Here is a 13,361-nt window from a genome sequence, read left to right as displayed (position 1 = left end):
ATCGGAGCATGCTCCAGGTCTGCCCGAACGGACCCCGCACCGAAGGCGTGCCGGTCTCCGCGGCGGAGGTCGCCGCGGCGGTCCGCGCCGCCGTCGACGTGGGCGCCGAGGACGTGCACGTGCACCCGAAGGACGGCGCGGGAGCCGACACCCTGGACCCGCTCCACGTCGCCGAGACCGTCACGGCCGTCCGCGCGTCCACGCCGTCCGTCAAGGTCGGCGTCACCACCGGCGAGTGGACGGCCCCCGACCCGGCCGAACGCGCCGCGCTGATCCGCTCGTGGACCGTCCTGCCCGACCACGCGTCGGTCAACTTCCACGAGGAGGGGGCCGGCCTGGTCGCCGAGGCGCTGTTCGAGCGGGGCGTCGCCATCGAGGCGGGCATCTTCTCCGGCACCGACGGCGCCGACCGGTTCCTGCGCTGGCCGCACGCCCACCACGTGCTGCGCATCCTCGCCGAGGTCACCGACACCGACCCGGCGACCGCCACCGGTACGGCCAAGGCGCTCCTGCACGACCTCGGGACCCGGCACTCCCGGCCGATCCTGCTGCACGGCGAGGACGGCGGCGCCTGGCCCGTGCTGCGCCTCGCCGCCCGGCACAACCTCGACGTCCGGATCGGCCTGGAGGACACGCTCAACCTGCCGGACGGCTCCCCCGCCGGGGACAACGCCGTCCTGGTGCAGACCGCCCGCGCACTCCTCGCACCCTGACGACCCGCCCCGGGCGGGGTCAGGAGCGGGGGTTGTGGCCCGCCGAGTCGAGCCGCGCCCAGTCGGCCTCCCACATCGCGTCGCGGTGCCGGTCGCAGCGGCGCCGGACGAGGACGTACGCGCACAGCACCGGGAGCGCGCAGCCGAGGACGGCGGCGGCGCCCGCGTACACGGCGTCGGTCACGGTGCGGCTGTGCGGCCGCGGCCGCACCGTCGGCTCGGCGCGGTGATCGACCCAGATCGTCCGCTGCGCGCCCACCTTGGCGTTCTTCCACGCCGGCAGCGTCCCGACATGGGGCCTGCCGTCCGGGCCCGGCCAGCTCGCCTGGACGGTCTCGTGGATGTAGCGGTCGCCGGACGAGCCGACACCGCCCGTCGAGGTGACGGTCGCGACCACCTGGTGCCGGTTCGCGCGCTCGGCGTTCTCGGCGTCCATGCCCGCGCCGTAGGACCAGGACGCGGCGAGGGCCGCCGCCGGCGGCGCGGTCCCGAGCAGCAGCAGGAGCAGCCCCAGCGCGACCAGCCGCTGCACGCGGTCCACCCGGCGGCGCAGCGCGTTGCGCTCCAGTCCGAGCCGGCGGCGCAGCCTGACCGCCGGCCCGCCCGCGCGGCGGATGCCTGACCCGCGCATCTGCGTTCACCTCCCCGGGGACGTCCTCCCGGCAAGAGGCCCTCAGCCTTGGCCTTCTTTACCGAGGATATTCCCGAGTCCGTTGATCGGCACATCGCCGGTGGCCGAATCCTTTCCCGGATCGCGCCCGATATGCCGCTTTGATGACCGATTTAGGCCATCGTCCGGACCGGACGCGTCCCCCGGCGGGCCCCCGCGCCGCCCCCCGCGCCGCACCGTCAGCGCCAGCAGCGCCCCGAGCGCGCACATCCCCGCGGTGATCCAGAAGATCTCCTGGTACTCGGTGCGCAGCGCGTCCCGCAGCGCCGCGTTGTAGACCTCCATCTGCCGGGCGAACTCGTCCTTCGACAGCAGGAACGGCAGCGGCGGCTGCAGATCCGCCGTCAGCGCGTGGAACCGGTAGAACCCCCAGCCCGACAGCGCCGAGACCCCGAGCAGCATCCCCATCATCCGCGCCACCACCACCGCCGCCGAGGCCACACCGTGCTGCGCCGCCGGGACGAACGCCAGCACCGCCGACGACACCGGCGCGATCACCAGCCCGAGGCCGAGCCCCGTCACCACCAGATCGACGTCCATCCGCGGCAGCGGCCCGTACGACGCGCCCGCGAGATCCGCCGGCCAGTCCGCGATCAGCAGGTAGCCCACCGCCGACACCGCCATCCCCGCCGCCATCGGCCACCGCACCCCCACCCGCCGGGCGAGCAGCCCCCCGGCCACCGCCGCGACCGGCAGCGCCACCAGGAACCGCGTCAGCAGCAGCGCGCCCTCGGTGGTGTCCTTGTGCAGGACGGTCTGCGCCACCAGCACCACGTCCACCAGCGTCACCATCAGCGCCGCGCCCGACAGCAGGCTCACGCCCAGCGTCGCCAGCAGCGGCCCCCGCCGCACGCCCGACAGATCCAGCAGCCGCGTCCGCGACCTGACCTCCCACAGGACGAACACCGCCAGCACCGCCGCACCCCCGCCCAGCGCCGCGGGCCCCCACGACGGCAGCGCCGCCTCCTGCGGCTCCGGGTTGTAGACCGCCGCGACCAGCAGCCCCAGCCCCAGCGCCAGCAGCAGGCCGCCGACCGCGTCCACCCGCGGGCGCGGCCCCTCCCCGCGCCCGCCCGGCACCGCCACCTGCACCGCGACCATCGCCGCCACCACCAGCGGGACGTTGATCCAGAAGATCGCCCGCCAGTCCAGCACCGCCGCGATCCCCGCCCCGTACAGCGGGCCCAGCACGCTCCCGAGCTCCTGCGCGGCCCCCACCGCGCCGAGCACCACCGGCCGCTGCCGCTCCTCCCACAGATCCCCGGCCAGCGCCATCGTCACCGGCAGCAGCGCACCCCCCGCGACACCCTGCACCACCCGGCCCGCCGTCAGCACCGGCACGCCCTGCGCCAGCGCCGTCACCACCGAACCCGCCGCGAAGAACACCAGGCACGCCTGCAGCAGCGGCCGCCGCCCGAACCGGTCCGACAACTGCCCGAGCAGCGGCATCGCCGCCACATACCCCAGCAGGAACCCCGTCAGGACCGGCGTCACCCGCTCCAGCCGGTTGATCGGGACACCGACGTCCTTGACCATCGGGACCAGGACCGTCGTGACCACGTACGCGTCCAGCGCGGCCAGCAGCACCACCGCGCCGCCCGCCCCGATCGCGACCCGGCGCCGCACCCTCACCCCCGCCGCCCTACTTCGGCGCGCTGATCTCGTACGGGGCGTCGAACTCCGTGAACGCGATCACCACCGCGCCGCCGTCCGGGAACTCGCCCCGCACCTTCACCAGCCGATGGTCCGCCCTGCTCACCCACACCTGGCCGTCCATGTCCGCGTTGATCCCCGGGATCAGCCCCGCGATCTGCGCCTTCGGCAGCTTCGCCCCCACCCGGAACGCCTCCCGGCCGTCCACCTTCTCCACCACCTGCGCCTCCGGCGACGCCGCCGACGTCAGCAGCATCGGAATCCCCCGCTGCGGATCCAGCACCGCCGACGGGTCGTACACGCTCGCCGCCAGCGCCTTCGGCAGCTTCCGCCAGCCGCCCGTCCCCGCGTCCAGGAAGATGCTGTCGCCCACCGCGACGACCTTCATCTCCACGTTCTGGCCCGACTGCTCCACCGTCAGCGTGCCCTGCGCGTCCCCGCTCCGCAGCAGCTTCATGTCGCCGCCCTTCACGATGACCGGCGTCTTCCCGTCCGACTCCAGCGTGAAGCCGACGCTCTTCAGCGCCCCCATCGCCCGCGCCGCCTCCCGCAGCGTCCCCGCCGCGTCGAACTGCGCCTTCCCCGCCGGCTCATCACCCCCGCCATCGCACGCGCCGCAGAACACCAGCGCCAGCAGGACCGGGACAAGAGCGAGCATCCGTCTCGACATACGCGGGACCCTACCGACCGGTCACCACAGCCGTCACTCGCCTCCAGGTATGACATCGACCCGCCGAAAGGAGGACATCCGCACGCCCGCCGCCACCCGCCGCCGCTAAGATTGACCCGGCCCGACCTCCACCCACACCGGAGAACGGCCTGGGGCGGTAGCTCAGCTGGTCAGAGCAGGAGACTCATAATCTCCCGGTCGCGGGTTCGAGTCCCGCCCGCCCTACAGAGGTGGGGGACGTGTGCCCGCGGAGAGCGCGGGCCTTGGCCTCTTTCGCGATGCCTTTCCGGGGGGCGACCCCCGGACCCCCGATGTGGGGGCTCCGCCCCCACGCCCCCTTGTGGCCGGGGTCGGCGTTTCGGTTCCTGGGGTTAGGCGGGCCAGGTGGGGTGGCGTTTCTCCAGGAAGGCCGCCATGCCCTCCTGGGCCTCCGGGGTCTGGCTGGAGGCGGCCATCACCTCGATCGCGTAGGCGTACGCGTCCTGCTCCGGGCGGTCCAGTTGGGCGTACATCGCCTGCTTGCCCAGGGCCTTGCTCCGGGGGCTGCCCTGCGTCGCCCGGGACAGGAGCTCCCTCGTCGCCTTCTCCAGGTCCTCGTCCGGGACGGCATAGTTGATCAAGCCCCAGTCCGCCGCCGTCCGCGCGTCGACGATCTCGCCGGTCAGGGCCATCTCGGCCGCCCGCTTGCGGCCGATGTTGTGCGAGATCGCCACCAGGGGCGTGTGGCAGAACCAGCCGCCCTTGCCCCCGGGGGCCGCGAAACCCGCGCTCTCGGCGGCCACCGCCAGGTCGCAGCTCGCCACCAGCTGGCAGCCCGCGGCCGTGGCGAGGCCGTGCACCCGGGCCACGACCACCTGCGGGACGGACTGGATCGTCCGCATCAGGTCCGTGCAGACCTGGAGCAGGTCGCGGACGTCGGCGAGGGGCGCCCCCGCCATGTCGGCGAAATCGTGGCCGGCGGAGAAGACCGGGCCGTTCGCGGCCAGGATCACCCCGCGCGCGTCGGTGCCGCCCACCTCGCGGAACGCCTCCGTCAGCGACAGGAGGAACGCCTTGGAGAGGGCGTTGCGGCGGCGCGGGCGGTTCATGGTGATCGTGGTGACCGGGCCGTCGCGCTGAACCAGGACGTCTTTGTCATCGCTCATGCCATCGACGTTATGTCAGACCCGCGTCGTACGGTGGGCGGGTCCGAGGACCGAGGGGGTATGGCCTTGAAGCTGCTCACCGCCACCAACGCCGGCCAGGGATTGCGCGACAACGACTTCGACTGGTGCGTCGAAGGGGAACTCGTGCACATCGGGCTCGTGTGCGCCCGCGACCAGGGCGACCCCGACGGCGGCTGCGGCTGCGGCCGCTCGTTCGCCGGGCTCAACTCGCACCGGGCCACCACCACCGCCATGGTCCGCGAGATCCCCGGGTTCAGCGAGGCCGACTACGTGATGGCCATCCGGTCCAGCCTCGAGCAGCAAGGCTGCGACCCCTCCCACGCCGAGCACGACGCCGCGCTGCTGCGGTGCCTCGTGCGCGACTGGCCGGTGGGGGCGATCGTCGAGCGGCGGCTGGATGAGATCGTGGTGAGGCAGGTCGTCCAGCCCTAGGTGGAGGTGCACGATGCTCGTCGCGTTCTCGGTGACGCCGCTCGGTACGGGTGAGGAGGTCGGCGAACTCGTCGCGGAGGCCGTCCGGGTGGTGCGCGAGAGCGGCCTCCCCAACCGGACCGATGCCATGTTCACCACCATCGAGGGCGAGTGGGACGAGGTCATGGACGTGGTGAAGCGCGCGACGGACGCCGTGGCGGCGCGCGCGCCCCGGGTCGGGCTCGTCGTCAAGGCCGACATCCGGCCGGGCGTCACCGGCGCCCTCGACGCCAAGGTCGAGTCCGTGGAGCGCCACCTCAGCCGCTGATCTCCCCGCGCGCGAGGGCGGCGCGCGCCCGCGTCAGGTGAAGCAGGCGCTCACGCCGTTCTCGCCGCCGCGGGAGAAGCCGCGCAGGCGCTGCACGGCCGTGCCGTGGTCGCCGGGCTCCGTCCACGGCGCCTCGTCCCCGATGACCTGGAACGCGTCCACGAGCTCCTGCTCGTCGCCGTCCTCGAACCGCAGCGTCCCGTCGTCCGACGAGCCGTACAGCACCGCGCCCGCCAGGCAGTCGGCCTGGAGCTCGGCCGCGGGCGACACCAGGCCGCGGCGCAGCCTCGCCTGGATCGCATGGCCCCACTCGTGCGCGATCACCAGGTACACCCACGCGTCGCCGCGCGCGTAGCCCGAGCGCATGAGGTGCACGTCCCACGCCACGTAGTCGCCCTCCGGGCAGTACGCGGCGTTGTCCGGCGTCAGCCGCTCGGCGCCGCAGCGGGGGGCGGACGACTCGTCGCGGCCGTCGTAGAGCCCCACGACGCGCGGTGAGCCGTAGGAGCCGGTGAACAGCTCCGCCCAGTGCCGGCGCCAGAACTCGTCGGTCGTCTGCTCGGCGGTGCGCACGTCCTCCCGGAAGCCCGCCTCGTCGAACGTGGCCGCCGGGCGCGGCGATTGGGCCGGTGCAACGGCGGCCGGGCCCGGCGGGCGCACCTGGAACCGGCACGCGGACGTCAGCGCGAGCACCGCCGCGGCAGCGGCCGCGGCGCGCCTCAACTCCCTCATGCCGGGACATACGCATGGGCGGGCGCGGCGGGTCGAATTGTGCTCGCCGCACAACCCGAACGACCTTCGGTTGGACTCCCGCCCCGTCTTGCCGCGGGCCCGTAGACGCAGGTCGGCGGCCCGTGCTGGGCTGCCCGCCACACGAACTTCGGGAGGGGCGAATGGCGAACGGGACCCTCGTGGTCCGCGATCTGTCGGTGAGCTACGGGCGGGCCGTGCAGGCCCTGCGCGGCGTGTCGCTGGACGTCCCGGCGGGCTCGGTCACGGCCGTGCTCGGCGCGAATGGGGCCGGCAAGACCACGCTGCTGCGGGCGATCTCCGGCACGCTCCCGTTCCACCGCGGGGCGGTGGACACCGGCGCGGTCCGGCTCGGCGACCGGTCCCTCATCGGGCTGCACCCGGCCACCGTCGTGGCGGCCGGGGTGGTGCAGGTCCCGGAGGGGCGGCGGGTGTTCGGCCGGCTCAGCGTGGAGGACAACCTGCGGGCCGGCGCCCTCGGGGCGCCCGGCCGCGCCGCCGCCGCCAAGGCGCACGGGCGGGTGCTGGAGCTGTTCCCGGTGCTCGCCGAGCGGGCCCGGCAGCGGGCCGGGCTGCTGTCCGGCGGGGAGCAGCAGATGCTCGCGATCGGGCGGGCGCTGATGGCGTGCCCGTCGGTGCTGCTGCTGGACGAGCCCACGCTCGGCCTCGCGCCCCTGATGGCCGAGCGGATCGCCGAGACCGTCCGGGAGATCAACCTGCAGGGCACGGCGATCCTGCTGATCGAGCAGAACGCGGCGCTGGCGCTGGAGCTCTCGTCGTCCGCGCACGTGCTGGAGGTCGGCGCGGTCGCGCTGCACGGGCCGTCGGCGGAGCTGGCCGCGAGCGACGAGGTCCGGCGGCGCTACCTCGGCGTCGGCGGTGAGGACGAGGACGGCGGCGACGGCGGGGACGGGTCCGCGCCGCCGTCGCTGGAGCGGTGGGCCGGATGAGCGGCATCGCGGAGCCGGACGACCTCGTGGTGGAGGGCCTCACGGTGCGGTTCGCCGGGCTGACCGCGCTGGACGGGGTCGGGTTCACCGTCGCGGCGGGCAGCGTCCACGCGGTCATCGGGCCGAACGGCGCGGGCAAGTCGACGTGCTTCAACGTGCTGTCCGGGGTGTACCGGGCGAGCGGGGGCAGCGTCCGGTTCGGCGGCGCGGAGCTGACCGCGCTGCCGCCGCACCGGATCGCGGGCCTCGGCGTGGCCCGGACGTTCCAGAACATCGCGCTGTCGCGGCACCTGACCGTCGAGGACAACCTCATGCTCGGCCGGCACCGGCTCACCCGGGCCGGGTTCGTGTCGGCGGGCCTGCGGCTGCCGCGGGCGCGCCGCGAGGACGCCCGGCACCGGGCGCGGGTCCGCGACATCGCCCGGTTCGTGGGGGTCTCCGAGCATCTGGCGGCACCGGTCGGGCTGCTGTCCTACGGCGTCCAGAAGCGGGTCGAACTGGCGCGCGCGCTGGCAATGGAACCCCGGCTGCTGCTCCTGGACGAGCCGGTCGCCGGGATGAACGGCGCCGAGCGGCGGCGGATGGCCGGCGTCATCGCGCGGGTCCGCGCCGACCTCGGCGTCTCCGTCCTGCTGGTCGAGCACGACATGGGGATGGTCATGCGGCTGGCCGACGAGGTCACCGTCCTGGACTTCGGGAAGCGCATCGCGGGCGGCGCGCCCGAGCTGGTGCAGCGGGACCCGGCCGTGGTCCGCGCCTACCTCGGCGCCGCGCACGTCCCCGCGGAATCGGAGGGAAACCCTTGAGCACGTTCATCGAGCTGGTGGTCAACGGGGTCTCGGCGGGGTCGGTGTACGCGCTGATCGCCCTCGGCTTCGTGATCATCTTCAAGGCCACCGAGGTGGTCAACTTCGCGCACGCGTCGCTGCTGCTCGCGGGCGGCTACGTGACCGCGGTCCTGCACGACGACATCGGCTTCCTGCCGGCGCTCGGCGCGGGCATCGCCGCCGCGGCCGCCGCCGGCGTGCTGGTGGAGCTGGTGGTGCTGCGCCGGGCCCGGGTCGAGAACCACGCGGTGCTCGCGATCGTCACGATCGGCGTCGACATCGTGCTCACGACCGCGCTGACGCGGGAGATCGGCACGCAGGTCCTGTCGATGGGCGACCCCTGGCAGAACAAGATCGTGGACATCGGCGGGGTCGGCATCGCGCAGACCCGCATCGCCGCGTTCGCCGTCGCGTCCGTGCTGATCGCGGCGTTCCTGCTGGCGTTCCGCTACACCTCGTGGGGCGTGGCGATGCGGGCGGCGGCCGAGGACGGGGAGACCGCGGCGCTGATGGGCGTCCGGCTGTCGCGGGTCTCGCTGTCCGCGTGGGCGGTCGCGGGCGCGCTCGCGGCGGTCGCCGCGCTGTTCCTGACCGTGTTCCCGACGCCGGGGCTGGACCGCAGCACCTCGTTCGCCGCGATGAAGGCGTTCCCGGCCGCGATCCTCGGCGGGCTCGACTCGACGACGGGCGCGCTCGCCGGCGGCCTCATCGTCGGGCTCACCGAGTCGCTGGTGACCGGCTACCAGGGCGACCTCGCGTTCATGGGCCGGGGCATCGGCGAGGTAGCGCCGTTCCTGGTGATGCTCGCCGTGCTGCTGATCCGGCCGGCGGGGCTGTTCGGGACGAGGGAGCTGTCGCGTGTCTGAGCGTCCGCTGCGACCGGCGGCGCTGGCCGGGGCCCTCCTCGTGCTGCTCGCCATGCCGTTCTACCTCGACGCGTTCTGGCTCCAGACGGGCCTGTTCGCGATGTCCGCCGCGATCGGCGCCATCGGCCTCAACCTGCTGACCGGGGCGACCGGGCAGCTGTCGATGGGGCACGCGTTCTTCCTCGCGGTCGGCGCCTACGGGTACGTGTACCTCGCGTCCGACTCGGGGCCGCACGGCGCCGGGCTCGGGCTGCCGACGCCGCTGGCGTTCCTCGGCGCGATCGTCCTCGCCGGGGTCGCGGGCGGGCTGTTCAGCCCGATCGCCGGGCGGCTGCGCGGCGTCTACCTCGGCATCGCCTCGCTGGCGCTGATCTTCATCGGGCAGCACGTGCTGTTCAACGCCGAGACCGTCACCGGCGGGTTCAACGGGCGGGACGTCCCGCCGCTGTCGGTCGCCGGGTTCCGCTTCGACGACTCCCCCGAGCTGGTGCTGTTCAACGTGCCGCTGGGCGCGCTGGAGCGGCTGTGGTTCCTCGCCGTCCTGCTGCTCGTCCCCGCGGTGTGGATCGCGCGCGGCATCCTGCGCGGCCGGCCGGGGCGGGCGATGAACACCATCCGCGACCACGAGACGGCGGCGGCGGTGATGGGCGTGCCCGTGGCGCGCTACCGGGCCGGGGTGTTCGTGCTGTCGTCGATGTACGCGGGTGCGGCCGGGGCGCTGCTCGCGCTGGCGTTCCGGCGGACCGTCCCGGACTACTTCGGCATGTTCCTGTCGCTGGACTACCTCGCCATGATCGTCATCGGCGGGCTCGGCACCGCCGCCGGGGCCGTCGCCGGGGCGGTGTTCGTGTCCGTCCTGCCGCAGCTCCTCACCCGCTTCGGCGACGACCTGCCGCTCGTCGCCGCGCCGGGCTCCGCCGGGGTCTCCCCCGCCGAGGCCGCCCGGATCCTGTACGGCGCCGCCGTCGTCGCCGTCGTGCTCTTCCTGCCCGGCGGCCTGGCCGGGGCGTGGTCGCGGCTGCGCACCGCCGCGTCCCGGCGCCGGACCGCCCCACCCCTCACCCGACTCGAAAAAGAGGAGCAACTCACATGAACCGAACGGCTCGTCTCACGGCCGTCGCCGCACTGGCGGTCGCGCTGCCGCTGAGCCTGGCGTCCGGCTGCAGCGGCAAGGCCACCGGCGGCTCCGGCGGCACCGGCGCCGACGGCGTCAAGACCGGCCCCGGCGTCACCGACGACACCATCCGCGTCGGCGCGGCGACCGACCTGACCGGCGTGTACGCGCCGCTCGGCAAGAGCCTCACGCAGGCGCAGCAGATGTACTTCGAGCAGGTCAACGCGCAGGGCGGGATCTGCGGCCGCAAGATCGAGCTGGTGGTGCGCGACCACGGCTACGACGTGCAGAAGGCCGTCGCCGGGTACAGCGAGATGCAGTCGAGCGTCATCGGCCTCGCCCAGTTCGTCGGGTCGCCGATGGTGACGGCGCTCAAGCAGCGGATCACCTCCGACAAGATGTTCGTGATCCCGAACGCGTGGGCGACGACGCTGCTCGGCAACAAGTACATCCAGGTCACCGGCACCACCTACGACGTCGACATGATCAACGCCCTGGACTTCCTCACCAAGGAGAAGGGGATCAAGAAGGGCGACAAGATCGGGCACGTGTACTTCGAGGGCGACTACGGCGAGAGCGCGCTCGCCGGGTCCAAGTACGCGGCCGGCGAGCTCGGCCTCACGATCGTCGAGCAGAAGATCAAGGCGACCGACAACGACATGACCGCGCAGGTCTCCGCGCTGAAGGAGGCCGGCGTCGCGGCGATCCTGATGAGCGCCGGGCCGAAGCAGTCCGCCTCGCTCGCGGGCGTCGCGCGGGCCAAGGGCATCATGGCGCCGATCGTGGCGAGCAACTCCGGGTTCTCCCCGCAGCTGCTGCAGACCCCCGCCGCGCCCGCGCTGCTGAAGGGCTTCTACATGGCCAGCGCCGGCGCGCCGATCTCCTCCGACCTGCCCGCCATCAAGAAGCTGGCGGACGACTACGGCAAGAAGTACCCGGGGCAGCCCCGCGACAGCGCGGTGGTCAACGGCTACACCGGCGCCGTGATCTTCGCGGACGCGCTGAAGAAGGCGTGCCAGGCCAAGGACCTCACCCGGGACGGCCTGATCGCGGCGCACCGGTCGACGACCGCGCACGACGGCGGCTACGGCACCCCGATGGACTTCAGCAAGGTGGACGAGCCCGGCACCCGCAAGACCTACATCCTGCGGACGGACGCCAAGGCCCTCGGCGGCATGGTCGTCGAGCGGGACGCGGCGGAGTCGGAGGCGGCCGAGACCTACAAGGTCCCGGCCGGCGCCTAGCCCGCCGGCGGCCGGGTCATCCCCCGGCGACCAGGCGGGCCGCGATCCGGTCGAGGGCCGCGAGGTCCTCGGCCGGGAGGCCGCACAGCTCGGGCGGCGGGGTGCCGAGGATCCGCTCGGCCTCCGCCGCCGCGGCGCGCCCGGCCTCGGTCGCGGTGACGAGCTTGGAGCGGCGGTCGGCGGGGTTGGCGCGGCGCTCCACCAGCCCGCGGCCGACCAGGTCGTCCACCACGAGGGTGACGTAGGGGCGGTCGGTGAGCAGCAGCTCGGCGAGGTCGCGCAGCGGCAGCGGGGCGGGCGCGGCCGCGATGCGGCGCAGCGCCTTCACCCGGAAGAAGCTCATCCCGAGCGCCTCGGTGACCTCGCGGCGCCGGTCGCCGCGCTCGTTCAGCAGGATCCCGAGGTTGCGCCACACCCGCGCCGCCGTCTCGGCCGTCTCGGCCCTCTCGGCCGTCTCGGCCGTCGCGGCGGGGGCGGCGCGCTCGGCGGCGGGGTCGGCGGCGGGGTGGGTGCTCATCGGGGGCTCGCTCCCGTCACTGGTGATCCGTCTGGGGCCGGGTCGCCGGCGTCGAACAGCCCGGCGACGCGCGCGACGCTGCGGGCGGCCCGGCGGCCGGTGGTGGCCGTGCCGAGCACGAGGACGGCGGCGGCGCATCCGGTCAGGATCCAGTATGCCGGGCGGGCCGCGGCGGTGAAGGCGGCCGCGCCCGGCGCGCCGGACGTCCCGGCGGCGAGCACCGCGCCGATCACCGCGACGCCGAGCGCCTGCCCGATCTGCCGGCTGGTGGAGGCGACCGCCGCGGCGACGCCGGCCTGGGCGCGCGGCATCCCGGACACCGCCGTGTTGGTGATCGGCGAGTTCAGCATCCCGAACCCGACGCCGAAGACGACATAGGCGGTGAACAGGGTGAGGTCGCGGGTCTCGGCGTCGAACGCGGCGAACATCAGCGCGCTCACCAGCATCGCCGCGCCGGCGAGCTGCAACGGCGGCCGGGGGCCGCGGCTCCCGACGAGGCGTCCCGACAGCGGGCCGCAGACGGCGGTCATGGCGGCCATCGGCAGCAGGTACAGCCCGGCGTGCAGCGCCGACAGGCCCCGGACGTTCTGCAGGTACAGCGTGTTGACGAACAGAAACCCGCCGAGCGCCGCGAACCCGCTGACGGCGACGAGCGTCGCGCCGGAGAACGGGACGCTGCGGAAGAAGCGCAGGTCGATCAGCGGCTCGGGGGCGCGCAGCGCGTGCACGGCGAACCCGGCGAGGGCCGCGGCGGCCAGCAGCGCGGCGCCCCAGACGGCCGGGTCGGACGTGCCGCGGCCCGGCGCCTCGATGATGGCGAAGGTGAGCGTCCCGAGCAGCACGATCAGGTAGCCCTGGCCGAGCGGGTCGGCGCGGCGCGGCCTGGGCGCGCGCGACTCGGGGACGATCAGCGCGGTGAGCGCGAGCGCGGCGAGCCCGATCGGCACGTTCAGCCAGAAGATCGACCGCCAGCCGACGGAGTCGACGAGCAGCCCGCCGACGAGCGGGCCCATCGCCATGCTGAGCCCGACGACGCCGCCCCAGACGCCGATGGCGCGGGCCCGCTCGCGCGGCTCGGTGAACACGTTCGTGATGATCGACATGGCGACGGGGTTGAGCATCGACCCGCCGACCGCCTGCACGACGCGGGCGCCGACGAGCCAGCCGAGGGACGGCGCGAGGCTGCACAGCACCGACCCCGCGACGAACAGCGCGAGCCCGGTCTGGAAGACGCGGCGCCGCCCGATCCTGTCGGCGGTCGACCCGGACAGGATCAGCAGCGAGGCCAGGACGATCAGGTAGGCGTCGATCGTCCACTGCAGGCCGGACAGCGAGCTGCCGAAGTCGTGCTGGAGGGTGGGCAGCGCGACGTTGAGGATCGTGTTGTCGAGGCTGACGATGAGCAGGCTCATGCAGCAGACGGCCAGCACGAGGAACCTGCGGCGGTGGCTCGGCTCGGGCACGGGGGCTCCGATCGTTGTA

At 74.1% G+C, this 13,361-nt stretch carries 15 protein-coding genes and 1 tRNA gene; 9 read left to right on the top strand and 7 right to left on the bottom strand.

Annotated elements, in window-relative coordinates:
• Nucleotides 1-8: 8 nt before the first annotated feature.
• Nucleotides 9-713, top strand: coding sequence for a 3-keto-5-aminohexanoate cleavage protein (locus CHF16_RS00920; protein WP_089323930.1), 705 nt, complete (start codon nucleotides 9-11; stop codon nucleotides 711-713).
• A 19-nt stretch (nucleotides 714-732) separates the two neighbouring features.
• Here CHF16_RS00920 and CHF16_RS00915 read toward each other — a convergent pair whose 3' ends face one another.
• The 3 genes from CHF16_RS00915 to CHF16_RS00905 are packed head-to-tail and all read right to left on the bottom strand — an operon-like array spanning nucleotide 733 to nucleotide 3,706.
• Nucleotides 733-1,344 carry an Rv1733c family protein gene (locus CHF16_RS00915; protein WP_089323929.1) on the bottom strand — a complete coding sequence of 204 codons (612 nt, stop codon included), beginning with the start codon at nucleotides 1,342-1,344 and terminating at the stop codon, nucleotides 733-735.
• Between the two features lie 42 nt (nucleotides 1,345-1,386).
• On the bottom strand, nucleotides 1,387-3,015 hold the full coding sequence (locus CHF16_RS00910; protein WP_089323928.1) for an MFS transporter: 1,629 nt from the start codon (nucleotides 3,013-3,015) through the stop codon (nucleotides 1,387-1,389).
• 10 nt (nucleotides 3,016-3,025) lie between these two features.
• Nucleotides 3,026-3,706, bottom strand: a complete 681-nt coding sequence (locus tag CHF16_RS00905; protein WP_089323927.1) for an LppX_LprAFG lipoprotein — start codon at nucleotides 3,704-3,706, stop codon at nucleotides 3,026-3,028.
• 151 nt (nucleotides 3,707-3,857) lie between these two features.
• Between CHF16_RS00905 and CHF16_RS00900 the strand changes: the two genes are divergently transcribed.
• Nucleotides 3,858-3,931 (top strand) — tRNA-Ile (locus CHF16_RS00900).
• Between the two features lie 146 nt (nucleotides 3,932-4,077).
• Here the strand turns inward: CHF16_RS00900 and CHF16_RS00895 are convergent.
• A complete protein-coding gene (locus CHF16_RS00895) occupies nucleotides 4,078-4,851 on the bottom strand; it encodes an enoyl-CoA hydratase-related protein (RefSeq protein ID WP_089323926.1) in 774 nt (257 codons plus the stop codon).
• 60 nt (nucleotides 4,852-4,911) lie between these two features.
• Between CHF16_RS00895 and CHF16_RS00890 the strand changes: the two genes are divergently transcribed.
• Nucleotides 4,912-5,304 (top strand): DUF7715 family protein, encoded by a 393-nt coding sequence (locus CHF16_RS00890; protein ID WP_089323925.1) that lies wholly within the window; start codon nucleotides 4,912-4,914, stop codon nucleotides 5,302-5,304.
• A gap of 13 nt (nucleotides 5,305-5,317) precedes the next feature.
• A complete protein-coding gene (locus CHF16_RS00885) occupies nucleotides 5,318-5,611 on the top strand; it encodes an MTH1187 family thiamine-binding protein (protein WP_089323924.1) in 294 nt (97 codons plus the stop codon).
• A 33-nt stretch (nucleotides 5,612-5,644) separates the two neighbouring features.
• On the opposite strand, the gene CHF16_RS00880 is transcribed toward CHF16_RS00885, so the two are convergent.
• Nucleotides 5,645-6,343 carry a neutral zinc metallopeptidase gene (locus tag CHF16_RS00880; protein ID WP_143227840.1) on the bottom strand — a complete coding sequence of 233 codons (699 nt, stop codon included), beginning with the start codon at nucleotides 6,341-6,343 and terminating at the stop codon, nucleotides 5,645-5,647.
• A 161-nt stretch (nucleotides 6,344-6,504) separates the two neighbouring features.
• Between CHF16_RS00880 and CHF16_RS00875 the strand changes: the two genes are divergently transcribed.
• The 5 genes from CHF16_RS00875 to CHF16_RS00855 are packed head-to-tail and all read left to right on the top strand — an operon-like array spanning nucleotide 6,505 to nucleotide 11,362.
• On the top strand, nucleotides 6,505-7,311 hold the full coding sequence (locus CHF16_RS00875; protein ID WP_089323922.1) for an ABC transporter ATP-binding protein: 807 nt from the start codon (nucleotides 6,505-6,507) through the stop codon (nucleotides 7,309-7,311).
• Complete coding sequence (locus CHF16_RS00870) at nucleotides 7,308-8,117, top strand: ABC transporter ATP-binding protein (RefSeq protein ID WP_089324265.1); 810 nt, start codon at nucleotides 7,308-7,310, stop codon at nucleotides 8,115-8,117. Before CHF16_RS00875 ends, CHF16_RS00870 begins: the two co-directional genes overlap by 4 nt.
• A complete protein-coding gene (locus tag CHF16_RS00865; protein WP_089323921.1) occupies nucleotides 8,114-9,004 on the top strand; it encodes a branched-chain amino acid ABC transporter permease in 891 nt (296 codons plus the stop codon). The genes CHF16_RS00870 and CHF16_RS00865 overlap by 4 nt, the downstream gene beginning before the upstream one ends.
• Nucleotides 8,997-10,097, top strand: a complete 1,101-nt coding sequence (locus tag CHF16_RS00860; protein ID WP_342750058.1) for a branched-chain amino acid ABC transporter permease — start codon at nucleotides 8,997-8,999, stop codon at nucleotides 10,095-10,097. The genes CHF16_RS00865 and CHF16_RS00860 overlap by 8 nt, the downstream gene beginning before the upstream one ends.
• Nucleotides 10,094-11,362, top strand: coding sequence for an ABC transporter substrate-binding protein (locus CHF16_RS00855; RefSeq protein ID WP_089323920.1), 1,269 nt, complete (start codon nucleotides 10,094-10,096; stop codon nucleotides 11,360-11,362). Before CHF16_RS00860 ends, CHF16_RS00855 begins: the two co-directional genes overlap by 4 nt.
• Before the next feature lie 16 nt (nucleotides 11,363-11,378).
• Here the strand turns inward: CHF16_RS00855 and CHF16_RS00850 are convergent, their stop codons facing one another.
• Nucleotides 11,379-11,879 (bottom strand): MarR family winged helix-turn-helix transcriptional regulator, encoded by a 501-nt coding sequence (locus CHF16_RS00850; protein WP_089323919.1) that lies wholly within the window; start codon nucleotides 11,877-11,879, stop codon nucleotides 11,379-11,381.
• On the bottom strand, nucleotides 11,876-13,342 hold the full coding sequence (locus tag CHF16_RS00845; RefSeq protein WP_089323918.1) for an MFS transporter: 1,467 nt from the start codon (nucleotides 13,340-13,342) through the stop codon (nucleotides 11,876-11,878). The genes CHF16_RS00850 and CHF16_RS00845 overlap by 4 nt, the downstream gene beginning before the upstream one ends.
• Nucleotides 13,343-13,361: the final 19 nt, after the last annotated feature.

The sequence above is a fragment of the Actinomadura meyerae genome (genome assembly GCF_900188445.1).
Classification (GTDB): domain Bacteria; phylum Actinomycetota; class Actinomycetes; order Streptosporangiales; family Streptosporangiaceae; genus Spirillospora; species Spirillospora meyerae.
Note: the sequence above shows the minus strand (reverse complement) of the source record. Positions and strands in the feature narration are given on the sequence as shown.